Raw genomic sequence first — 22,518 nt, forward strand, 5'->3', positions numbered from 1 at the left:
CGAGCGGAGGAAAACTACTGAGCCCCGAGGGCCTGTCAAGACCAAACGCAGCAGGGCAAGTGCCAGCCGGGCAACGAGTTCCTCAGTGTCCTCTTATGTGCTGCCTGCCCCTGTCGCGCTGTGACGGCCGCACCTTCCGCGGTACTGGCTGCTCTTCCTACGCGTTCATAGCTTGCGGGATGACTGTGAAGGAGACCTCCATGACGGACGTCGACACGTCGCCGACCACGCAATCTGATCGGCACGTTGTGCGCGGTGCCTGCCCCCACGACTGTCCCGACTCGTGCGCCATGCTCGTCACGGTGGAGTCGGGCCGAGCGGTGAAGGTCGCGGGGGATCCGGACCACCCGTTCACCCGCGGGTTTCTATGCGCCAAGGTGAACCGATACGTCGAACGCACGTACCATCGCGACCGGCTCCTCCATCCGATGCGACGCGTCGGTCCGAAAGGGTCCGGCCAGTTCGAGCAGATCTCGTGGGATGAAGCCATCGGCGAGATCGCGCTCCGGTTGAACGAGATCCGCCGTTCGGCCGACGGTCCGCAGGCGATCCTTCCGTACTCCTACGCGGGCACGATGGGCATGATCCAGGGCTCGTCGATGGATCGCCGCTTCTTTCACACCATCGGCGCCTCCCTGCTGGATCGAACCATCTGCTCGATGGCCGGCACGGTCGGGCTGCGTATGACGCTCGGCGCCAGCATCGGCGCGGACCCGGAAGGCATTCCCGAGAGCGACCTCGTGCTGCTCTGGGGCACCAACACGCTCACGGCAAACCCACATCTTTGGCCGTTCGTTCTCGAAGCGCAGAAGCGCGGCGCGACGATCATCGCCATCGACCCGATCCAGACGCGAACCGCCGCGCAGTGCGACGAATGGATCAGCATCCGCCCCGGGACCGATGCCGCGCTCGCCCTCGGCATGATGCACGTGATGCTGGAGCGCGGTCTGGAAGACGCAGACTATATCGCGCGGCACACCGTCGGCATCGACGAGCTGCGCACACGTGCGAAGGAGTACACGCCGGAACGTGTGAGCGGGATTACCGGTATTCCCGTCGAGACCATCGTTTCGCTCGGCGAGCGCTACGCGCGGTCGAAGGCGGCGTTCATTCGCGTGAATTACGGTCTGCAGCGACATGCTGGCGGCGGAATGGCCGTTCGTACGATTGCGTGTCTGCCAGCACTTGCCGGTCACTGGCGGCGTGCTGGCGGCGGTGTGCAGCTGTCGTCGAGCGCGAACTTCCAGTTCGACAAACGCACACTCGAGCGTCCTGACCTGTCGCCGCCGACGCGCACGATCAACATGATTCGGCTCGGCGAGGCGCTCACGACGCCGGATGCCGGAGTCGGCGGACCGCCAGTGCGTGCGCTGGTGGTCTACAACTCGAATCCGGCCGCGGTTGCCCCGGACCGGAACGAAGTACTGCGTGGAATGGCGCGCGAAGATTTATTCACGGTTGTGCTCGAGCACTTTCAGACCGACACGGCTGACTACGCGGACATCGTTCTTCCGGCGACGACGCAGCTCGAGCACTGGGATCTGATGCTGTCGTACGGGCATCACTACGTGACATTGAACCGCCCGTCGATCGAGCCCGTCGGCGAATCGCTGCCGAATAGCGAGATCTTCCGACGCATTGCGGCTCGCATGGGATTGGACGATCCGATCTTTCGTGACGACGACCTGACGATGATTCGGCAGGCTCTCACCACGTCGGCGGACAAACTCAAGGGTGTCACGCTCGACGGGCTGCTCGAAAAGGGATGGATGCGTCTCAACGTGCCGACGCCCTACCTCCCGTTCGCGGACGGTGGTTTCCTCACGCCGTCGGGGAAATGTGAGTTCGTGTCGCCGCGGATGGCCGACATGGGCCTCGATCCGCTGCCGGCGTTCACGCCGCCGTACGAATTTCCGGACACCGCACCCGCATTGGCGGCTCGGTACCCGTTGACCCTGATTTCGTCGCCGGCGCACCAGTTTCTGAATACTACTTTCGTCAACATCGACTCGCTGCGTCGCAGCGCACGCGAGCCAGAGTGCTTGCTACACCCCGCCGATGCCGAACGCCGCGGTATTGCGGTTGGCGCGCGGGTGGTCGTGCACAATGATCGGGGGGCGTTCACAGCCGTGGCGCGCGTGGAGGAAACGATCCGCCCGGGCGTGGTGTGGGCTCCGTCGATCTGGTGGGGGAAGTTTGCCGTGGACGGCGCAAACGCGAACCAGACGACATCGCAGCGCGAAACCGATATGGGCCACGGACCGGTGTTCTACGACAACCTCGTCGAGGTTGGACTGGCGGACTGATCGGCGGGCAGCGGGAGGGGTGCCGACCAACGGCGTAACGCTTCCGCGCACCCTGGTGTATCGCCCTTGCGCGCGTTGTGCGCGGGGGCGTTCATTGCAGTCAGAGGCATGACGGTCGCAATCCGGAGATGAGATAACGTGCAGGCGCATCCGCAGACATTCGGCGCGCTCAAGCGCTCCCCGTACGGCGTTCCCGAGCGCGCGTTCCGATCGGTAAAGGACGAAATGCGACAGAATCTCCTCGAGAGACTCTGTCAGCGAGGACCTCTCTTTCCTGGCGTCATTGGCTACGAAGAGACGGTCATGCCGCAGATCGTCAACGCATTGCTCTCGAAACACAACTTCATCCTGCTTGGTCTTCGTGGCCAAGCGAAGTCGCGTATTTTGCGCGCGCTCGTTGGACTGCTTGACGACGCGATGCCGATCGTGGCGGGAAGCGAGATCAATGACAATCCCTTTGCGCCGATCTCAAAGTTCGCGCGCAATCTGATTGCCGAAGCCGGCGATGATACGCCGATCGCCTGGGTCGGACGCGACAATCGGTTCGTCGAAAAGCTCGCGACGCCCGACGTCACGATTGCCGATCTGATCGGCGATCTCGATCCGATTCGCGCCGCTCGCGGTGGACACCTGCTTTCCGACGAACTGACCATCCACTACGGGATGCTTCCGCGCGCCAATCGCGGTTTGTTCGCGCTAAACGAACTTCCGGACCTAGCGGGCAAGGTGCAGGTCGGTCTGTTCAACGTCATGCAGGAAGGCGACGTGCAGATCAAAGGCTATCCGGTGCGTCTGCCGCTCGACGTCCAGCTTTGCTTCACCGCGAATCCCGAGGACTACACGGCGCGCGGCAAGATCATCACGCCGCTCAAGGATCGCATCGGGAGCGAAATCGTGACGCATTATCCCGAGACCGTGGAGCTCGGAATGGGCATCACGAAGCAGGAAGCGTGGACGGCCCGCGAGAATCGTACGGTTCGCATTCCGGAGTTCATTTCCGAAGTGATCGAGCGCGTCGCGTTCGAAGCGCGCAACGATCGGCGAATCGACAAGCGATCGGGCGTGTCGCAGCGCATGCCGATTTCGGTGATGGAGAACGTCGTGTCCAACGCCGAGCGTCGGGCCATCGTGTCGGGCGACGCGGAAGTCGTACCGCGGATCTCCGACATCTACGCCGCGCTCCCGGCCATCACCGGCAAAATCGAGCTCGAATACGAAGGAGAGCTCGTCGGCGGACCAACGATCGCGCGCGAGCTCATTCGTCGCGCTGCCGATTCGACGTTCCAGGAACGCGCCGGCGGGGTGAACGTAGACGACGTCATCATGTGGTTCGACGAAGGCGGCGCGCTGCAGGTGGCGGACGAAGCGCGTGGAGAGTCGGCGCTACAGGGCTTCGAAGCCGTGCCCGATCTCCTTCGCATCGTGCATCACGTCGGGCTCGCACCGGCCGACGACCCTGCGTTCTCTGTGGCAGCGTGCGAGTTGGTGCTCGAAGCGCTCGTCGCGCGCAAAAAGATCTCGCGTTCCGACGGCGGCCAGTACGGGCGCGCCAATCCAGAACCTCGGCGCAGACCGAATCAGGATCTGTTCGGCGGCGGCCTCGCATGACCGACGGCCTCGTGGTGCGGCCCGCAGCAATCGACGATCTGTCGGACATCGTCGAACTGCGCCTGGCTTTGCTCCGCGAGTACGGAAACGATCCGCTGTACACTCGCCTGCGCGATGATGCGCGGGCGCGAGCACATGAGCTGTATTTCGCACAGCTCACGTCACCGAACGAAACGATGTTGCTCGCCCAGCGAGGGAAGCGCATCGTCGGCATCATGCGGTGCGTTGATTCACCCGGCTCGCCGCTGCTCTACCCCGAGCGATACTGCTACGTGTCATCGGTTTACGTCCTGCCTGGCGAACGTCGCCGCGGCGTACTGCGCGCCCTGGTCGCGGCAGCGGAGCGTTGGTGTCACGCACGCGGCATCGATGAAATGCGCTTGCACAACGCGTCATCGTCAAATGTTGCGGCCGACGTCTGGAGCGCGTTCGGATTCGAGGTCGTCGAGCACGTTCGACGGCGCCCGCTCACGGCACTACAAAACGCTCAAGTCACGTCGTCGTCGCACGCCGAGGCGCGCTGATGCCGGTCATCACGGTGTCGCGCATGTTTGGCTCGGGCGGGTCGGAAGTCGCCGAGCGAATTGCGAGCGCGCTTGGCTGGACGCTGTTCGACAATGCGCTCGTCGATGCGATCGCCGAGCGGTCGGGGCTTACGCGTGCCGAGGTGACGGCGCAGGATGAGCGCGTACCGTCGCTCGTGGAGCGACTCGCTACGACGCTATCCTTCGGGTCGCCCGAGATGATGCCGCCTGTTCCGGCCGGACCGATGGAGACGACGGAAGAACGGATCGTCGCCGTGACGAAGCGCGTGATCGAGGAAGCGGTGCAGATTGGGCCGGCAGTTTTTGTCGGACGCGGAGCGCAGAGTCTACTCGCCGAACGATCGGACGCGCTCCATGTCTTTTGCTATGGGCCCAAGCCCGCGTTACGGAAATACGTGATGGAGAAGTTTGGCGTCAACGCCGCCGAAGCCGATCGTCGAGTCGCGGAGCAGAACAAGCAGCGCGACCAATACGTGAAGCGACACTGGAATCGGAATTGGCTCGCGCATGAGAACTATCATCTCTGCGTGAACACGGCGTGGCTTGGACTGGACGGAGCCGCGGAACTCGTCGTGGAGACGGCCCGCCGTCAGTTCAGTCTGACGGTTTCTCCGTAGCATTCGCACCGTCGCCGACGCGCTTCAGCTCCGACAAACGCGACCGTGTCTCATCGGACACGAACATGTCATCGGCAATCGCCGCAATTTCTTCGGCGCTCTGCCACGCCGCTTCCAGAAGCGCCAGTTCCCCTTCCAGCGCGCGACGTTCGCTCTCTTCGTGGGTCGCCATCTCGAGCGCGAGGCGAACCTCTTTCGGGAGTCCGCTGAGCAGACGTCCCTGCTCGTCCGGAATGTCGCGTCGGCGGGCCGCCTTGAGGAACGTCCCAATCGTCGCGTGACGTTTGAACAGCGCCGCGGGATCGGGCGTGTCTCCAATCATGCGAACGGCGTCGTTCACTTCCGTGCGCTTGGCACCCGACGAATTGATCGCCGGAAGGAGTTGAGCAGCGATGCGCAACGCGTCGGCGCCGCGCACGAAGCTCAGGCGCTCGGTCTTTTCGGTGAGCAGCCCGCGAGCACCGCTCTCGAAGGGGAAGCGCAGCGCCCAGTCGTCACCGTCGGCCAGGAGAGCAACGCGGTTGAGATGCGGCAGCCGAATACGAACGACACTCGCTTCGTCTGGCAGAACCAACCGCGCCCGCACGCGTCGTGCGCGATACACGGAGTTCAGCGAATTGGCGACGTTCCATAGACCCCATCCGCCGCCGGCGATGATTCCGGTGGCCGGACCGAGAACGACGAGTCCGACTGCCGACGTGATCGCCGCACCGGTCCAGAGCAGATGCTTCGTTCGGCGACGACCGAACTGATCGCCGTATCGCCAGGCGGCCATCTCTGGTCGCTGTGGTGAGCCAATTCGGACGAGCTCGAATCCATCGTGGATACGCGCGAGTCCGATGTTGTCGGTCGACACCCGCGTGCGCGTCGCGCTGAAGAGTCGCTCGCACGCCTCGATTGCTTCCCAGCGCTCATCGAGTGGCGAGAGGTTCCAACGCTCGCACTTACGGCACACGACCCACAGGCGCCCGCGCCCGGCGTCGAACGCGAGGCGTCGGCCGACGGGAAACAGCTCGACGGATTCGTTCGTGCCGAGATTCGAGTGGCAAAAAATGCACGTCGAATACACGAGGCCTCAGACGGCTCGCAGTTCCGGCCGCTTTCGATACACCCAGTATGAGAAACAGAGCAAGATCGCTCCGCCTCCGCCAACAGCCCATGATACACCGATCACGTGGGCAACGCTCCCCGCAATGACCGAGCCGAGCACCGACGACAGTCCGATGTTGATGAACGAGTACGCTGCCATCATGCGGCCGCGGAGCTCGTTAGGCACCAGGTGTTGGAGTGTCGCGTTTGCCACGGCGTTGGTCGCGATCATGGCGAAGCCGACGAAGAACAAAATCGGATACGCGAGCGAGGCGCTCCGAACGAGCGAGAACACGACGAGCAGCGCCGCATACGACACCGATGCGATCGACAGAATGAGCCCGCGTCGAATGCGGTCGCCGATTGCCGCGAGGCCGAGCGCGCCCGTGAGTCCGCCGACACCGACGCAGGCGAGCAGTGCGCCGTAGCCTCCTGCACCGAGGCCGAGTTTATCGCGAGCAATGACGGGCATCATGGTGAGATACGGAACGCCGAGGACTGAGAATACGGCAACGATCACCATGAGCGACGAGACCGCTGGTGTGCTGCGCACGTAGCTGAGCCCTTCGCGAATGCCGTCGAGTGGCGCGACGAGCTTTTCCGGTGGAGTCCACGTAGGAAGTCGGACCATGAACAGCCCTACGAGCACCGTGAGGTAGCTCAGCGCGTTGACGCCAAAGCACCACGCGATCCCGAGCTGCGCAATGACGATAGCCCCGATGCTCGGCCCAATGATGCGCGCGAGATTGAAGCCGCTCGAGTTGAGGGCGATCGCGCCCGGTAGGTCTTCGCGACCTACGAGCTCGATGACGAGCGACTGTCGCGCAGGAATCTCGAAGGCGCCAATGCAGCCGCTGGCGAGAGCGAAGATGAGCAGCCAGCCGACCGTGATGTGCCCCGACCAGGTAAACCACCAAAGCAAGGCGGCTTGCAGTCCAAGGAGCGTTTGCGCGATTCGAACGACGCGAAGCTTGTCCGAGCGATCGACGAACCAGCCTGCGTGCATCGAGACCAGCAGGATCGGAAACGACGACGCCGACGCGACCAGTCCGACCATGAACGGGCTATTCGAGAGCTCTAATGCAAGCCATCCCTCGGACATCGACTGCATCCACGTACCGACGAGCGACAGCGTCTGCCCGAACCAGAACAGCCGGAAATTCCGATGCCGCAGGAGGGTCTGAAAGGGATTGAGCGACGCGGGCGCAGGCACTTTGAATAGTAAGTCCGTCTTTCACCGATGACGTAACGGCCACAGATTCTTTGTTCGAACATCCCAACGAGGATAACGTGCACGCAGCTCGATTTGGTTTCGCCGTCGGCGCATTGCTCGTCGCGGGAATCGGTCCGTCCCGCGCGAATGCCCAGCAGCCGCTCGCCTTCTCGTGCCACTTCGCGATGGTACCGGTGCGTGACGGTGTGAAGCTGCACACGAGCATCTGCGAGCCGCGCGGCGCTCATGGACCGCTGCCGATCCTGATCGCGCGCACGCCGTATGGCATCGCTGGCGATACGGTCGTAGCGGCCGGATATCGCTTTCTCGCCGCCGACGGCTACGTGATCGTCACCCAGGACATTCGCGGCCGATACGGCAGCGAGGGCCAGTTCTTCATGAATCGGCCGCTGCACGATCCCGCCGACACCAAGGGCACCGATGAGAGCACCGACACGTACGACACCGTCGGCTGGCTGCTCAAGAACGTCCCGAACAACAACGGTCGCATTGGAGTGCTCGGCGTTTCGTACCCGGGCTTCTTGGCGACGATGGCCGGGATCAATCCGCACCCGGCGGTCAAGGCGATTTCGCCCCAAGCGCCGATGACGGACACCTGGATGGGCGACGACTTCTTCCATCAAGGTGCGTTCCGGCTGTCGTATGGATTCGAATATGCCGGCGACTTGGAGCTCAGTAAGAATCAGTCAGTGCCGCTGCCAATCAACCGCTGGGATACGTACGACTGGTACCTCGAGCTCGGGTCGTTGGCCAACGTGGAGTCGAAATACTTCCACGGGAAAGTGCCCACGTGGAAGGCGTTCACCGAGCATCCCACGTACGACGCGTATTGGCAGGCGCGAGCTGTTGAGCGTGTTCTCAAGGCGCCGACGGTGCCGACGCTGACCGTCGGCGGATGGTGGGACCAGGAAGATCGCTGGGGACCGCTCGCGACGTACAAGGCGCTCGAGCTGGGCGACACGAAGCATTTGAATTTTCTCGTCATGGGCCCGTGGAATCACGGCGGGTGGCGAAATCCGGCGCGCGCTATGCCCGTGGTCGATCCGGGCACGGCAGACGCGTACCTGCGCGACGTCGAAGCACCGTGGTTCGCGTACTATCTGCACGACAAGGGCAAGCTCACGGAGCCCGAGGCATATCTCTACGACGCGGGCACCAAGGCGTGGCGCTCGTTCGACGCCTGGCCGCCAAAGAACGGCACGGCACGCAAGCTGTACCTGCACGCCAACGGCGTGGTGTCATTCGACGCGCCGGCCGCGAGTGAAGCGCAGTTCGACGAATACGTCTCCGATCCGGCGCATCCAGTTCCGTATCGCCCGCGACCGATCGAGCAGACGTACGATGCGCGCGGATCCAAGTGGCGCACCTGGGAGACACAGGATCAGCGCTTCGTGCAGGGACGACCCGACGTGCTCTCCTGGTCATCGACTCCGCTGACGACCGACGTGACGATCGCAGGCGATGTGATTGCACACCTCGTCGCGTCGACGACCGGCCAGGACGCCGATTGGGTCGTGAAGCTCATCGACGTTTTCCCCGACAGCATTCCCGACAACTGGGCGCTTGGTGGATATCAGCTCATGGTGGCGCACGAGATCATGCGCGGCCGATATCGCGAAGGCTTTTCCACGGCGAAACCGATTCAGCCGAACACGCCGCTGCCCTTCACGGTCGATCTGCACCAGCAGAGCTACACGTTCAAGAAGGGCCACCGGATGATGGTTCAGGTGCAGAGCACGTGGTTCCCGATCTATGACCGAAATCCGCAGACGTGGGTACCGAACATTTTCCAGGCGAAGGCAACTGACTTCAAGGCGCAGACGCATCGGGTATGGCACACCGGACCGAACGCGTCGTACGTCGCGGTGACTGTGCTGCGGTGAAGGATCGCGTCGACCGACGGCTGAGCTTCGGCTCGCCGTGGGTCGGCGCCGTTCCGTGGCACTCCCGTCTTCCAGAGGGTATTGTTCGATAGGAGGATCGCCATGCGCTTCCACACGTATAGCAAGTTCAGCCCCGAGTTCGCCGACGCGGTCGACCTGCAGGCGCTACTCGACAAGCTCGCCGACTTCCTGTTGCAGTCCGGCTTTGCTGGCGGCGACAACCAGTCGTACTACGACTGGGAGGGTGGCGACGAGGGCAATCGCTCTCTGGACGCGCTCAAGCAGGCGATCCTCGACGCGCTGATGGAGAGCGGTCAGTTCACGCCCGAAATGCTCGAGGCGCTGCGGGGCGGCGACGACGAAGAGGGTCAGGCGAAGCTCGCGAAGCTGCTCGATCAGCTCGTCCAACGGCTGATGGAAGAGGGCTACCTCAACCTCGAGAACGCACCGCAAATGCCGGGTGCGCATCAGCCCGTCACAGGACCCGGAAGTCTCGCCAAAGCCGCCGCCCGCGACGTGCAGTTCAATCTCACGGACAAGGGCATCGACTTCCTCGGCTACAAGACGCTCCGCAGCCTACTCGGTTCGTTAGGCAAGTCGAGCTTTGGCAGTCACGACACAGCGTATCTCGCGACGGGCATCGAAGCGGACGGCTGGAGCAAGCCGTACGAGTTCGGCGACGTCCTGAACATCGACGTTAACGAAACGCTAAAGAACTCGCTGGCGCGCACCGGCAAGATCGAAGTCCCGATGGACCTCGACTACTCCGACCTCATGGTGCGACAGGCGGAGTATCGATCGTCGTGCGCCACGGTGTTGATGCTCGACTGCTCGCACTCGATGATCCTGTACGGAGAGGATCGCTTTACGCCGGCAAAGAAAGTCGCGCTCGCGCTCACACACTTGATTCGCACACAGTTCCCCGGCGACACGCTCAAGGTCGTACTCTTTCACGACTCGGCCGAGGAGATTCCGCTCGCAACGCTCGCCACCGCGCAGGTCGGACCGTATCACACGAATACGGCCGAAGGATTGAAGCTCGCGAAGCGCTTGCTGATGGCGCAGAAGAAAGACATGCGCCAGATCATCATGATCACGGACGGCAAGCCGAGTGCGCTGACGATGCCGAACGGTCAGATCTACAAGAACTCGTTCGGGCTCGATACGACGGTGATCTCGCAGACGATTCGCGAAGTGGCCAACTGCCGCCGCGCCGGGATCATGATCAACACGTTCATGCTGGCGCGCGACCGTACGCTCGTCGAGTTCGTGAAGCGCGTTTCCGAGATCAGTCGCGGAAAGGCTTACTTCACGTCGACGATGACGCTGGGTCAGTTCATTCTGATGGACTTTCTCAAGCGCAAGACAAAGAAGGTCAGCTAGGCAGGTCTGAGGTCTCTGGTCTGAGGTCTGAGGTCTCTGGTCAAACCGCAGCGACCTGAGACCAGTGACCTGAGATCTGAGACCTGAGACCAGTGACCAGTGACCTGAGACCTGATCAGATCTCTTTCGCCAGAACGCGGCGCAGTGTTGCGCTGTCGATGTTTCCTCCGCAAAAGATCACGCCGACACGCTTTCCGGCGAGGCGATCGCGGAGCTTCGAGAGCGACGCAACGCCCATCGCCCCGGCGCCTTCCACCAGATTGTGCGTCAGCGAGACGATCGTCCGAAGACCTTCGGCGATCTCGGCGTCGGTAACCGTCACGAAATCGGTGAGTCCAGCCTGGAGTGCGGGGAACGTGAGGTCGTAGGTCGTCCGAGTCGCGACGCCTTCGGCGAACGTGTCCGCGCGCGGCGTGGTCAAACGCTTCTTCGCGTGCCACGAGTCGTGAATTGCCGACGCGCCCGCGGCCTGAACACCGTAAACCTCGAGCGACGGCGCTAGTTCGCGCGCGACGGCGAGAGCGCCGACGGCCTGCGAACCGCCTCCGACGGCGATCACGAGCGCGTCGAGCGTCGGTTCCTGCTCGAGAATCTCGAGGGTCATCGTCGCCGCGCCGGCAATGATGCGCGGATCGTTCGTCGAGTGCGCGAGCACGCGCCCCTGGTCGGACGCGAGTGACAGCATGACTCCGACGGCTTCGTCGTAGTCCCTTCCCTGCTCGACCACTGTGGCACCGAGCGCGCGCATTGCCGCGTTCTTTTCCGGGTTGTTTCCGGCGGGAACGCAAATTGTCGTTTCGATGCTCAGCAGTTGCCCGCCAAAGGCGATTCCCTGTCCGTGATTTCCCGTCGATGCGGCAACGACGCCACGAAGTCGCTCGCGAGCGGAAAGGGCCGTCATGAACGACAGACCATTACGAATCTTGAATGAATTCGTCGGCTGATAGTTCTCGTGCTTGACGAACACCTGCGTTTCGCCGCCAAGCAACTCGCTCAGTTGCGGGTAGTGCCGAAACGCCGTCGGCGCGATGTACGGGCGAATGCGATCGTGTGCGGCGCGTACGTCATCAAGCGTAACCGGCCACTCGGCGGCAGTCAGAGGCGACGCGTTGGTCATCTGCAAAGTCAGGCCTGTGGGAGCGCAGTTGCGACGAGGAGTGCCGTGATCGCAAGGATCACTGCGCCGATGATCAGCTCACCCGTTGCGCTGCGGCGGAAACGGAAACTCGTGTCGTCATCCCATTCGGGCGTAACGACGCGCTTCCAGTGGAAGAGCCCGAAGCCGAGCGCGATGAGCACGAAGATGATCTTTCGGAACAGCATACTGCCGTACGCCGTCGTCCAGAGATCGGAGAACGCGTTGAGACGCATCCAACTCGCGCCCACGGCGGTGGCGATCACCAACGTGACGCACTGGACCGCGGCGTTGTGATAGGCACGAACCAGCTGACGTCCGGCAGAGCGCCGCGTGCTTCCACCGAGCTTTCGCATCGCCGGAAGTCCACACATCACGACGGCGGCGAGGCCACCCAACCAGCCACCCGCGCTCAGCACGTGAGCGACGTCAAACGAAACAGCGAGGGCCATTTGGCGTGCCGCGGCCGCATGGCCGGTAAGCGCCTCGCCGACGCAGATCGCGACAACTCCAATTCCGGTGACGATCCAACCGATCATCGATTCGGAGGCGACGAGAAGTCCGATCGCAGCGACTGCGACGCCAACGCCGCCAATGAGCCAACCGTGACCCCAGCGCGTATCTCGCACCACGGAAAGCATTGCTGAAAAGCGCGCCGAGCCCGCGGTGGGAATGAGATCGGACTGCGCCGCCACGCGCCACACCGTAGTAATGGCGAACAGGAGCAGAACGGCGTTCGCCAACCGGCGCGCCCGATCGATCGCGTCGGCGTTCACGTCGCCAGAGAGCCCGGCTTCGCGCAGAACGAACAGGCGGAAAATCACCGTACCGATGAGCGTGAGCAGCGCCACGAGCTCTGCCCATCTGAATTCTGGCGAGAAGCCGGCGTAGTACGATGGCGTCGCGACCGAATTCGGAATCACGCGCGCCGTGGGTGCCTGGCCGGCGAAGGTAGTTTCGTGGACGACCGGGGCGGGCGTCGTGGCGGTTGTCGGCACGACTGCCGGAGCAGTCGTCACGACGAAATGGAATTTGCCCGAACTCGCGTGACCGTCTGACGCAGCGGTTTTCCATGAGACGGTGTAGCGGCCCGCCGTCATTGCGCCCGTCACCGGCACGGTGACGCCCATAGCGTCGCCCTGAACGATCGCGACGGTGCCGAGGGGGACGACGACTCCCGTTGAATCGAGCAGCTGAATTGTGGTGAAGCGCAGCTCTGGCGCTTCGGAGAACCAGAGGCTCAGGGCGGTCGGAGGCGCGGAGAGTCGGCCATCAATCGCAGGCGTGCTGCGGACGAGGCGCGCGTGGGCATACAGAAGCGCCGGCGTCACGATCACCGCCAGCGCTGCGATGAGCCCAGCGAGGGCTCGCATTCGAGACGAGAGTTGCACGCACATAGATTGGCCAGCGCGGGGTCGCAACGCAACGCACGAGAGCGCCAAGCTGTGCTTTCTTCTACTTTGACGCATGCCTCCAACGATCGCCCCCGCGGTCCGCATCGAGTTTGGCCGGAAGCTTCGGGCTTGGTACCGTCGCAACGCTCGCGACCTTCCCTGGCGACGAACACGCGATGCCTACGAAATCCTGGTTTCGGAGCTGATGCTCCAGCAGACCCAGGTCTCTCGCGTCGTCACACGCTATGGCGAGTTTCTGGAGCAGTTTCCGACCCTCGGCGACGTTGCTCGCGCCAAACCCACTCAGGTAACCGAGGCGTGGGAAGGACTTGGCTACTACGCCCGGGCGCGGAATCTTCATCGCCTCGCCCATGAGGTGACCGACGGTGGCCGCGAGCCTCAGCGCGCACTGCCGGCGGACGCCGACGCCCTGCGCAAGCTTCCCGGAATCGGCGCCTACACGGCCGGTGCGGTATCGTCGTTTGCCTACGAGCGTCGCGCTGCCCTGGTCGACACGAACGTCGCGCGTGTTCTCAAGCGAGTCTTTGCCCCATCGGCGGACCTCAAAACGACCAAGGGTCAAAAGACTGTTTGGCGATTGGCCGAGCTGCTTCTGCCTCGCACTGGCCGTGTCACCTGGACGCACAATCAGGCGCTCATGGAGCTCGGCGCCCTGGTCTGTACCGCGCGAGTGGCCCATTGCGACCGCTGTCCGGTCCGAACCCTTTGCAAGACCGCTTCGAAACAACCAGCCGCCTCTCGTCCGTAGTCAGAACGAGAGTCAGGCTGGTCATTATTTCGAAGGAGGAAGTGTGGATCGGAACGTGTTGCAGGACATGATGCTCTTCGTGTGCATCATCGTTGGCATGGGCTGCTTTACGGGCATCGTGACTACCTATCTCCGCCGCCGCAGCCGTCAGGTCGTCAGTACCGAGCTTGGCGCGCGACTGGAAGAGATCGCCGACCGCCTGAACCGGATCGATACCGCGGTCGACACCGTGGCGGTGGAAGTCGAGCGGATCTCCGAGGCCCAGCGCTTCACGGCCAAAGTGCTGGCAGAGCGAGCCGCCGCGCCGGCGGCGTTGCCAGAAAAGCGACCAGGCTTCGTGACGCCCCACTAGAACAACGGCAGGCTTAACCCTTCCCGCTCCGGCCTAGGTAGATTTCCCCCAACGTCAAAAGACCAGACCATCTAGGGAGATCGTGAGCATGGGTAACACGCCGCCATCTGGCGAGCTTAAGGCGACGGGAACGCTGGAAATCAAGGATTCTCGGACCGACAAGAACTACTCAGTTCAAATCGTACAGGGCGGCGTCGAAGGTGATACGGCGACGCGCGCCATGGATCTTCGACAGATCAAAACGTCGCCCGAAGAATTCGGGCTCATGACGTACGATCCCGCGTTTATGAACACTGCATCGTGCAAGAGCGCGATCACGTTCATCGACGGCGATAAGGGTATTCTCAGATATCGCGGCTATCCGATCGAGCAGCTCGCCGAGAAGGCGACGTTCCTCGAAGTCGCGTGGCTGCTCCGTCATGGAGAGTTGCCCGCTCAGCCCGAGTACGATCAGTGGGTGCACGACATCACGTACCACACGTACGTGCACGAGAACATCAAGACGTTCTTGCAGGGCTTCCGCTACGACGCGCATCCGATGTCGATGCTGTGCTCGGCGGTGGCTGCGATGTCGTCGTTCTATCCGGAAGCCAAAAACATTCACGATCCGGAAGCGCGCAACATCTCGATCGTGCGCTTGCTCGCCAAGCTGCCGACGCTTGCCGCGTTCTGCTATCGCCACGTGAAGGGTCTTCCCTTCATCTACCCCGACAACGATCTGAGCTACACCGAGAATTTCCTCTCGATGGTCGCTCGCATGTCGGAGTCGAAGTACGAGGCGAATCCGGTGTTCGTGAAGGCGCTCGAGATTCTCTTCATCCTGCACGCCGATCACGAGCAGAACTGCTCGACGAACGCGGTTCGCGCCGTCGGCTCATCGGGCGTCGATCCGTTCTCGGCGACGGCAGCCGGTATCGCGGCGTTGTACGGTCCGCTGCACGGCGGCGCGAACGAGCAGGTGCTGCGAATGATCAGCGAGATCGGTCATCCGAAGAACGTCCCCGCCTTCATCGACGAAGTGAAGGGCGGAAAGGGCAGCCGCTTGATGGGCTTCGGCCATCGCGTGTACAAGAGCTACGATCCGCGCGCCAAGATCGTGAAGAAGCTTGCCGACGAGATTTTCAAGATCGTCGGAATGGACAAGGATCTCGAGATTGCGCTCAAGCTCGAAGAAGCCGCGCTGAACGACGACTACTTCGTGTCGCGCAAGTTGTATCCGAACGTCGACTTCTACACGGGCCTGATCTATCGCTCCATGGCCTTCCCCACCGATTTCTTCACCGTGCTGTTCGCGGTGGCGCGCACGGCGGGATGGTTGGCGCAGTGGGAAGAGATGCTCACGGACAAGGAGCAGAAGATCGCTCGTCCGCGTCAGATCTACGTCGGCTACGGAGAGCGTCCGTTCTCCAGCCAGCTCACTGATCGTTTTCCGAGCGCCAAGAAGGACGCGATCCGGAAATAAGGTCTCTGGTCTCTGGTCTGAGGTCTCAGGGAGGGCTGACGCGTACGCGTCAGCCCTTCTTTTTTGCAGCCATTTTGATCACCGTCTCGTACTCCTCGGCTGTAACCGGCTGAACTGACAGACGCGACAGGCGAACAAGCGCCATGTCGGCGAGCGCTTTCGTTTTCTTGACCTCGTCGAGGCTCACGGCGTTCGGCAGCGGTTTCACGGCGCGGATGTCGACCATGAACCACGTTGGATCGTCGCGCTTGCTCTTGGGGTCGTAGTGCGAGTCCTTTGCATCAAACGCGGCGGCGTCGGGGTATGCCTCGCGAGCCACCTCGGCCACACCGACGATGGCGCTCGGATTCGCGTTGGAGTGGTAAAACAAGACCAGGTCACCGAGCTTCATGGCGCGAAGGTTGTTGCGCGCGGTGAAATTGCGGACGCCGTCCCAATGCGTCGTCTTCTTGGGTGCGGCAACGAGATCGTCGAAGGAGAATACGCTCGGTTCTGATTTCACGAGCCAGTGCTGGCGAGTTGGCATCTTTCAAAGGATTGGGGTAAGGCGGTGACGCTGGTCGCGCGTTTTTCACGCACTAGTGAGCAGTCGCACAGTTAATTTGCCTCGTTGGCGGTTTCATTCCAGGAGCATGGCGTCCCCTTTGGTCGCACGGTTGATCCGAATGGTGCTTCGCCTCCCGGGCAAAGCAGTCCTCCGGCACGCGAGTGTTGCGGCCCTGGGGGCTGGCGTGCTGGCTGCGCAGGCACCGCAGCCAGGCAGCGTCGGGGGGCACTACCCGCCGTCGGCTCGTGGGGCGCAGGCCGATGATCTGAACGGCATTCGGGTATCCGACCCGTACCGATGGCTCGAGGCCGTGAGCTCCTCTGCCGTTCAGGGGTGGGTCGCCAGCCAGAACGCGTTCACCGAAGCCTATCTCGCGCAGTTGCCGCAGCGCGCCGCGGTGCTCGAGCAGGTCACGCGCTCCTGGACATATCCGAAAATCCGCGCGCCCTTCGCCGCCGGGGACCGGCTGTTTTTCTACGAGAACAGTGGCCTGGAAAATCAGTCCGTGCTCTACGTGCAGGAGCGGACGGACGCGTTGCCGCACGTTCTGATCGATCCGTACAGCTTTTCCAAAGACGGTTTGATCCCCGTGCTCGACCAGGCACCGTCGACAGACGGACGCTACCTCGCCTACGCGACTTCGACTCGCGGTGGATCATCTCGGACGGTGCGCATTCGCGACGTTCGCACCGCGCAGGACATCGGCGATGAACTCACGGGAATCAAAGACGGTCCGCTCTCCTGGACGCGCGATGGCCGAGGGTTTTTCTATGTGCGCTCGGATGCTGCGCAGCCGGCCACGCCGGCCAATCCACTCGCGCCGGATGGCCGACAGCGATTGTTCTATCACCGCGTGGGAAAGCCGCAGTCGGACGATCAACTGATTTATGAAAATCCTGATCATCCTGACTGGCGGCTTCGCGCCGACGTCAGCGACGACGGTCAGTATCTCGTCCTTGCGTTGCGCTCCGGCACCGAGCTACACAATCGCCTGTACTTTATCGACCTCGACAATCCGAAGCGGCCGAACCTTGGCGCGCCGCTCGTAAAACTGTTCGACACCGGCGACGCCCTGTACGACTTCGTCGCCAACCAGGGTCCGGTGTTTTATCTCCGCACCTCAAAGGGTGCGCCGCGAAATCGGCTGGTCGCCGTCGACATCAACACGCCCGACGTGAACCGCTGGACGCCCGTAATTCGCGAGACATACGATCCCTTGATCGACGTTCGTCGAGTGGACGACCGTTTCGTGGCGCACCACCTTCACGACGCGCACTCGGTACTCGAGCTCCTTGCGCTGGACGGTGGCGTTCGAGGCACCGTGCAACTTCCTGGCGTCGGCACTGTCACCGAGCTCAATCCGCGCGCGGAGTTGCGTGAGTTCTACTTCACATACACGTCGTTCGTGCAGCCGCCGGTGATTTATCGGTACGACCTCGAAACGCGAACCGCGTCGCCGTACAAGGAGCCGCGCACCGACGACCTTGGAGCGCATTTCGAGACGACGCAGCTGTTCTACACGAGCAAGGATGGAACACGTGTGCCGATGTTCATCACGGCAAAACGCGGCCTCACGCTCGATGGAACGCGGCCAACACTACTGAGCGCCGTCGGGAGCATGAACGAGTCGGCAACCCCGGTGTTTTCGCCCGAAGTCGCTGCCTGGCTCGAACTCGGCGGCGTGTACGCGGTCGCAAACGTGCGCGGTGGCGGCGAGTACGGACGTGCATGGCACGACGCAGCGACCGGAGCGCGGAAGCAGGCGGCAATCGACGACTTCATCGCGGCGGCTGAATTCCTGATAAGCCAGCGCTACACGCGGGCAGCGTCGTTGGGCATTTCGGGCCGCGGATTCGGGGGCCTACTCGCGGGCGCGGCGATGACGCAGCACCCGGAGCTCTTTGGCGCGGTGGTCACCGACGCAGGACTCTTCGATATGACGCGCTTTTCGCGCTTCACCATCGGCGCCACCTGGATACCGGAGTTTGGCTCGCCGGACCGACCGGCCGACCTACGAGCGCTGCTCGCCTACTCGCCCCTGCAGAACGTCCGAGCGGGGACGCGCTACCCGGCGACGCTCGTCTCCGCCGGCGAGCGCGACGACGTGATCGCGTCGGCACACAGCTATAAATTCGTGGCGGCACTTCAGGCGGCCCAGGCTGGCCCTGCTCCGATTCTGTTGCGCGTGGAGCCCGACCAGGGCGACGCCTCGACGATTCCGATCTCCCGGCAAATCGCGGCGAGCGCTGACAGGCTGGCGTTCCTGATCAATGCGCTCAAGAAATAGGGTTCGGGTCCTGAGCCCCTCCCACCCTGAACTCTGCACTAGGTTTACGGCATGAGCGTGCTCGCTGCATACGCCGAGGCAGTCGCCGTCACTCGGACCGTCCTGCTGTATCTCGCGATCCTCGTCGCGGCGGTCTGCGCATTCGATTGGGCGGTCCGAACGCGCCGCATCAATCCGTTCAACCGCGTCGCGCGTTTCTTTCGCGGGCGGATCGAGCCGATGATGGTTCCTGTCGAGCGCGTGGTGCTGCGATCGGGCGGCTCGCCGTCGGCAGCTCCTTGGTGGGCGCTTGCAGCTGTCATCGTTGGCGGGATTCTCTTGATCTCGCTCATGCAGTTGGTCGGCTCCATCCTCGCGCAGGCACTGTTCGGACTGAACGAACCGTCGCGGATCCCGATGATTCTCCTCTCCTGGGTCTTCTCGATTTTCCGGCTCGCGCTGCTGGTTCGCGTGCTGGCGTCGTGGCTGCCGATCTCACCGTTCTCGAAGTGGATTCGGTGGGCGTTCGTGCTCACGGAGTGGATGCTGGCGCCGCTACGCCGAATCATTCCGCTCGTCGGTATGATCGATCTGACGCCGTTGATCGCCTGGTTCCTGTTGAACCTGCTGCAGAGCGCGCTCGGAATTCCTTGAGCGGTCTGAGCATCACCGAGGCGCATGGCCGAGTGCGCTTTCAAATTCGTATACAACCGCGCGCGTCGCGCACCGAAGTCGCTGGACTGTACGGAGATGCCATCAAGATTCGTGTCGCTGCCCCGCCGGTTGATGGCGCGGCGAACGACGCACTCGTGATTTTTCTCGCGAGCATCTTCGCAGTGCCGAGAAGATCTGTTAGAATTCTCGCCGGTGAGGCCTCGCGCTCGAAGGTTGTCGAGATCGACGGAGTGACCGCCCAAGCGGTGCTTGACGTCGCACAAACCACCGGACGTTGATGCAGGAGTCCATGACGCAGATTCTGTTGGTCGGTGGAGAGCTCGCGCTCCTCGAGGGGCTCGCTCAATCATTCGCCGCACTCGGATTCACGCCGGTCGTCGCGCAGACACTGCACGACGCGCGAGAACTCGCGACTCACGAGGCGCCGCTCGTCGCCGTCATCAGCCGACGACTTGCCGCCGAGTCGAGCGCTGAAGCGCTGAGCGTTCCGCTCGCGCCGGGTGGAGCGTTGGTGCTCTTTCGCGAGGTCAGCAGTTCGCTCGTCACGCTGTCGCCAACGGTACAGCGCGTCGTGCTGGCCGACCTGACGCTTCCCCTCGAACGCAACCGTCTGTTCGCGCTCGTGCAGCACGTCGGTGAGCGCGCCAAGGCGCGAGGCCGCGAAATCGACGACGGCGACAACCTCCGCGTCGAGCGCTAAGCAACGCCGTAATAGCTGGTCGTTGGGCGACACTCTAGACGCCCAACCTTTCCCGATCGGACCGTGTCAGAAGGGTTGGTAAATCAGTTCACCACCTGCCCTTCACCGACCGGATCATGCTCCGACCTTGGACCCAAGCGGCGCGGAGTCTTGCCCGCCGCCCCGGATTTGCCATCAGTGCAATCCTCATCCTCGGCGCCGGCATCGCCGCCACCACCGGCGTCTTTTCGATAGTCGACGCGGCCGTCCTCAAGACGCTGCCCTATCCTGAGCCCGACCGCCTGGTCCTGGTTCTCGAAGCCAATACATCGAAGACCGACGCGGCCGGATTGCTCGCGCCAGCGCGAATCGAGGACTGGAACAAGCTCAATCGCACGTTCGACGGAATCGCCGGGAGCTACGGCGAGAATGTCACGGAGACGAGCGGCGATTCGCCGGAGCGTCTGGCGTCGCGACGAGTGTCGCCAAGGTACTTCTCCGTCTTCGGCGTTCGTCCGGTCGTAGGCAGAACGTTCGTACCTGAGGAAGACGTGAACGCCGGACCTGCCTCGGCGGTGATCAGCGACGATCTATGGGCGCGCCGATTTCAGCGCAGTCCAAACATTCTCACTCGACGGCTGACACTCGGTGGTCGCAGCTACGCGATCGTCGGCGTCATGCCGCCGACGTTTGCCGACCGCGGCGTGGACCTCTGGATTCCAGCGCAGACGCCAGCGTCGCTGATGCAAATTCGCGACGCCCGGTTCTACACGGGCGTTGGCCGCATGAAGCGCGGCGTTACGATCGCGGCCGCGCAGCGCGATCTCGCGCGCGTGCAGGGCGAGCTGGGCAAGCAGTTTCCGAGAACTGACAAGGACTGGTCTGCGCAGCTCACCGACCTCAAGACAAGCCGCGTCGGCCAGTACCGCGATCCGCTCGTGTTCATTCTCGGTTCGGTCGCGCTGCTGCTGCTGATCGCGCTCGCCAACACGGCGGGACTGATGCTGACGCAACTACAGCGCAGAGAGGGCGAGCTCGCGATTCGCGGTTTTCTCGGCGCCACGCGCGCACAGGTGGTGTCCGGCGTCGTTCAGGAAGTTCTCATTCTCGTCGGCGTTGCGACGCTCGTCGCGATTGTCGCCGATATCGTGCTCTTGCGCGTTGCGTCTGCGGCGCTGACATCGCTGCCTCGAACGGCCGGGCTGTCGATCGACTGGCGCGCGCTCGCCGTCGCGTCGCTCAGTGGAGCATTGGCCGCTCTCGTTTGCGGCGCCGTGCCGGCTTGGAGATCCACTCGGCGCCAGGCGGGCGCCACTCTATCACGAACGAGCCGCGGCAATTCATCCGATAGTCGGTCGCAACAGCTTCTCGTCGGTGGTCAGATCGCGATCGCGACACTACTGCTCTGCAGTACTGGGCTGATGCTTCGGAGCTACTACGCGCTCTCACACACGGATCCCGGCTTCGACGCGTCGCGCTCGGCGACATTTCATGTTGGAGCAGCGTGGGATGAGAATCGCACCGCAGTCGGACAGATGCAGCAGCGGTTCGTCACCGAGCTCGCAAACCTTCCCGGCGTGACCGCAGTGGGCTTTAGCAATTTCTTACCAGCTTCGAACGCGACGATTCGCTATCAGGTGCATCTACAAGATGCTCCTGATGCCGACGGACCTTCCAACGCGGACAAGCTCACCGTCGGCGAGCGCAGCGTCACGAGCGGATACTTTCAGGCACTCGGCGCTCGAATGTCCAGCGGGGCAACGTGTCCCGAGATCACGAGCATTCGTGGCGCGACACCCAAGGCAATCGTCAATCGCCGTTTCGTGGAGACGTACACCAAGGGCCGGGGCGTCGTCGGACGCTTCGTGCGATTGGAGGGACAGCCGGGCGCTCCGATGGAAATCGTCGGCGTCGTCGACGACATTCGCGAGGACAATCTTCGATCACCGGCCGTTCCGTATCTCTACGCGTGCATCGGCCTGGGCGACTGGCCCGACCCGGAGTACGTCGTGCGCGGCGCGGGTGACCCGCGCGCTCTACTCGCGAGCATCCGGTCCGTGGTGCACAGCATCGACCCGAATCGGGCCGTCTTTGGCATCATGCCGCTCGAGGACAACCTCGGCGCGACGCTCGGGCAGACGCGGTTACAGACGCAGATGATCGCCGCATTTGGTGCGGCGGCCGTGGCACTCGCGGTTGTCGGACTCTACGGTCTCGTTGCACTCGCGGTGACCACGCGACGTCGAGAGATCGGAATTCGGATTGCGCTGGGCGCAGATCCGAAGCGCGTCGTGTGGGATCTGGTGGAGCGAGTGAGTTGGCTCGTCGGCGGCGGTGCCGCAGCGGGGCTTTTGATGACCGTTCTCGCACAGCGCCAGCTCCGCGCGGTCGTGTTTGGTGTCGCTCCGCTCGACCCAGCGACCCTGATCGGCGCCGTCGTCGGTCTCGGCGTCGCAGCAACCGTGGCGACGCTCGTTCCGGCACTGCGCGCGGCCAAGATCGATCCAGTCAGGGCGATGCGCGAGGGCTGAGCGTCTTTCGGGCCTGACCCTTCACCGTCGGCCCACACGTGAC

At 63.1% G+C, this 22,518-nt stretch carries 19 protein-coding genes; 14 read left to right on the forward strand and 5 right to left on the reverse strand.

Annotated elements, in window-relative coordinates; translation table 11 throughout:
- Positions 1-200: 200 nt before the first annotated feature.
- The 4 genes from AC6H4Z_RS19920 to AC6H4Z_RS19935 all read left to right on the forward strand — a co-directional run bounded on the left by AC6H4Z_RS19920 (position 201) and on the right by AC6H4Z_RS19935 (position 5,076).
- Positions 201-2,306: a molybdopterin-containing oxidoreductase family protein gene (locus AC6H4Z_RS19920; protein ID WP_497543711.1), complete on the forward strand. Its 2,106-nt coding sequence runs from the start codon at positions 201-203 to the stop codon at positions 2,304-2,306.
- Between the two features lie 138 nt (positions 2,307-2,444).
- Complete coding sequence (locus tag AC6H4Z_RS19925; RefSeq protein WP_497543712.1) at positions 2,445-3,914, forward strand: magnesium chelatase; 1,470 nt, start codon at positions 2,445-2,447, stop codon at positions 3,912-3,914.
- On the forward strand, positions 3,911-4,438 hold the full coding sequence (locus tag AC6H4Z_RS19930; RefSeq protein WP_497543713.1) for a GNAT family N-acetyltransferase: 528 nt from the start codon (positions 3,911-3,913) through the stop codon (positions 4,436-4,438). The genes AC6H4Z_RS19925 and AC6H4Z_RS19930 overlap by 4 nt, the downstream gene beginning before the upstream one ends.
- On the forward strand, positions 4,438-5,076 hold the full coding sequence (locus AC6H4Z_RS19935; protein ID WP_497543714.1) for a cytidylate kinase-like family protein: 639 nt from the start codon (positions 4,438-4,440) through the stop codon (positions 5,074-5,076). Before AC6H4Z_RS19930 ends, AC6H4Z_RS19935 begins: the two co-directional genes overlap by 1 nt.
- On the opposite strand, the gene AC6H4Z_RS19940 is transcribed toward AC6H4Z_RS19935, so the two are convergent.
- Positions 5,054-6,145, reverse strand: coding sequence for a hypothetical protein (locus tag AC6H4Z_RS19940; protein WP_497543715.1), 1,092 nt, complete (start codon positions 6,143-6,145; stop codon positions 5,054-5,056). The genes AC6H4Z_RS19935 and AC6H4Z_RS19940 overlap by 23 nt on opposite strands.
- 6 nt (positions 6,146-6,151) lie before the next feature.
- Complete coding sequence (locus AC6H4Z_RS19945; protein WP_497543716.1) at positions 6,152-7,378, reverse strand: MFS transporter; 1,227 nt, start codon at positions 7,376-7,378, stop codon at positions 6,152-6,154.
- 77 nt (positions 7,379-7,455) lie between these two features.
- Here AC6H4Z_RS19945 and AC6H4Z_RS19950 point away from each other — a divergent pair, with 77 nt between their 5' ends.
- Entirely contained in the window at positions 7,456-9,282 is a 1,827-nt protein-coding gene (locus AC6H4Z_RS19950) for a CocE/NonD family hydrolase (protein WP_497543717.1), read from the forward strand.
- 102 nt (positions 9,283-9,384) lie between these two features.
- Entirely contained in the window at positions 9,385-10,665 is a 1,281-nt protein-coding gene (locus AC6H4Z_RS19955) for a vWA domain-containing protein (protein WP_497543718.1), read from the forward strand.
- A gap of 115 nt (positions 10,666-10,780) precedes the next feature.
- On the opposite strand, the gene AC6H4Z_RS19960 is transcribed toward AC6H4Z_RS19955, so the two are convergent.
- Both AC6H4Z_RS19960 and AC6H4Z_RS19965 read right to left on the reverse strand, forming a co-directional pair.
- A complete protein-coding gene (locus AC6H4Z_RS19960; protein ID WP_497543719.1) occupies positions 10,781-11,782 on the reverse strand; it encodes a threonine ammonia-lyase in 1,002 nt (333 codons plus the stop codon).
- 8 nt (positions 11,783-11,790) lie between these two features.
- The gene (locus tag AC6H4Z_RS19965) at positions 11,791-13,173 is read right to left on the reverse strand and encodes a copper resistance CopC/CopD family protein (RefSeq protein ID WP_497543720.1); all 1,383 of its coding nucleotides are present in this window, start codon (positions 13,171-13,173) and stop codon (positions 11,791-11,793) included.
- 94 nt (positions 13,174-13,267) lie between these two features.
- Here AC6H4Z_RS19965 and AC6H4Z_RS19970 point away from each other — a divergent pair, with 94 nt between their 5' ends.
- The 3 genes from AC6H4Z_RS19970 (at position 13,268) to AC6H4Z_RS19980 (ending at position 15,777) form a co-directional block, all read left to right on the forward strand.
- On the forward strand, positions 13,268-13,963 hold the full coding sequence (locus AC6H4Z_RS19970; RefSeq protein WP_497543721.1) for an A/G-specific adenine glycosylase: 696 nt from the start codon (positions 13,268-13,270) through the stop codon (positions 13,961-13,963).
- 43 nt (positions 13,964-14,006) lie between these two features.
- Positions 14,007-14,315 carry a hypothetical protein gene (locus tag AC6H4Z_RS19975; RefSeq protein WP_497543722.1) on the forward strand — a complete coding sequence of 103 codons (309 nt, stop codon included), beginning with the start codon at positions 14,007-14,009 and terminating at the stop codon, positions 14,313-14,315.
- 88 nt (positions 14,316-14,403) lie between these two features.
- Positions 14,404-15,777 carry a citrate synthase gene (locus tag AC6H4Z_RS19980; protein ID WP_497543723.1) on the forward strand — a complete coding sequence of 458 codons (1,374 nt, stop codon included), beginning with the start codon at positions 14,404-14,406 and terminating at the stop codon, positions 15,775-15,777.
- Between the two features lie 49 nt (positions 15,778-15,826).
- On the opposite strand, the gene AC6H4Z_RS19985 is transcribed toward AC6H4Z_RS19980, so the two are convergent.
- Complete coding sequence (locus AC6H4Z_RS19985) at positions 15,827-16,303, reverse strand: EVE domain-containing protein (protein ID WP_497543724.1); 477 nt, start codon at positions 16,301-16,303, stop codon at positions 15,827-15,829.
- A gap of 106 nt (positions 16,304-16,409) precedes the next feature.
- On the opposite strand from AC6H4Z_RS19985, the gene AC6H4Z_RS19990 reads away from it, so the two are divergent.
- The 5 genes from AC6H4Z_RS19990 to AC6H4Z_RS20010 all read left to right on the forward strand — a co-directional run bounded on the left by AC6H4Z_RS19990 (position 16,410) and on the right by AC6H4Z_RS20010 (position 22,475).
- Positions 16,410-18,611, forward strand: a complete 2,202-nt coding sequence (locus AC6H4Z_RS19990; protein ID WP_497543725.1) for a prolyl oligopeptidase family serine peptidase — start codon at positions 16,410-16,412, stop codon at positions 18,609-18,611.
- Between the two features lie 51 nt (positions 18,612-18,662).
- Complete coding sequence (locus tag AC6H4Z_RS19995) at positions 18,663-19,244, forward strand: YggT family protein (RefSeq protein WP_497543726.1); 582 nt, start codon at positions 18,663-18,665, stop codon at positions 19,242-19,244.
- Positions 19,241-19,543, forward strand: a complete 303-nt coding sequence (locus tag AC6H4Z_RS20000; protein ID WP_497543727.1) for a DUF167 domain-containing protein — start codon at positions 19,241-19,243, stop codon at positions 19,541-19,543. The genes AC6H4Z_RS19995 and AC6H4Z_RS20000 overlap by 4 nt, the downstream gene beginning before the upstream one ends.
- A gap of 11 nt (positions 19,544-19,554) precedes the next feature.
- Positions 19,555-19,965: a hypothetical protein gene (locus AC6H4Z_RS20005; protein WP_497543728.1), complete on the forward strand. Its 411-nt coding sequence runs from the start codon at positions 19,555-19,557 to the stop codon at positions 19,963-19,965.
- 116 nt (positions 19,966-20,081) lie between these two features.
- On the forward strand, positions 20,082-22,475 hold the full coding sequence (locus AC6H4Z_RS20010) for an ADOP family duplicated permease (RefSeq protein WP_497543729.1): 2,394 nt from the start codon (positions 20,082-20,084) through the stop codon (positions 22,473-22,475).
- Positions 22,476-22,518 lie beyond the last annotated feature (43 nt).

Source organism: Leucogemmata humicola, assembly GCF_055379415.1.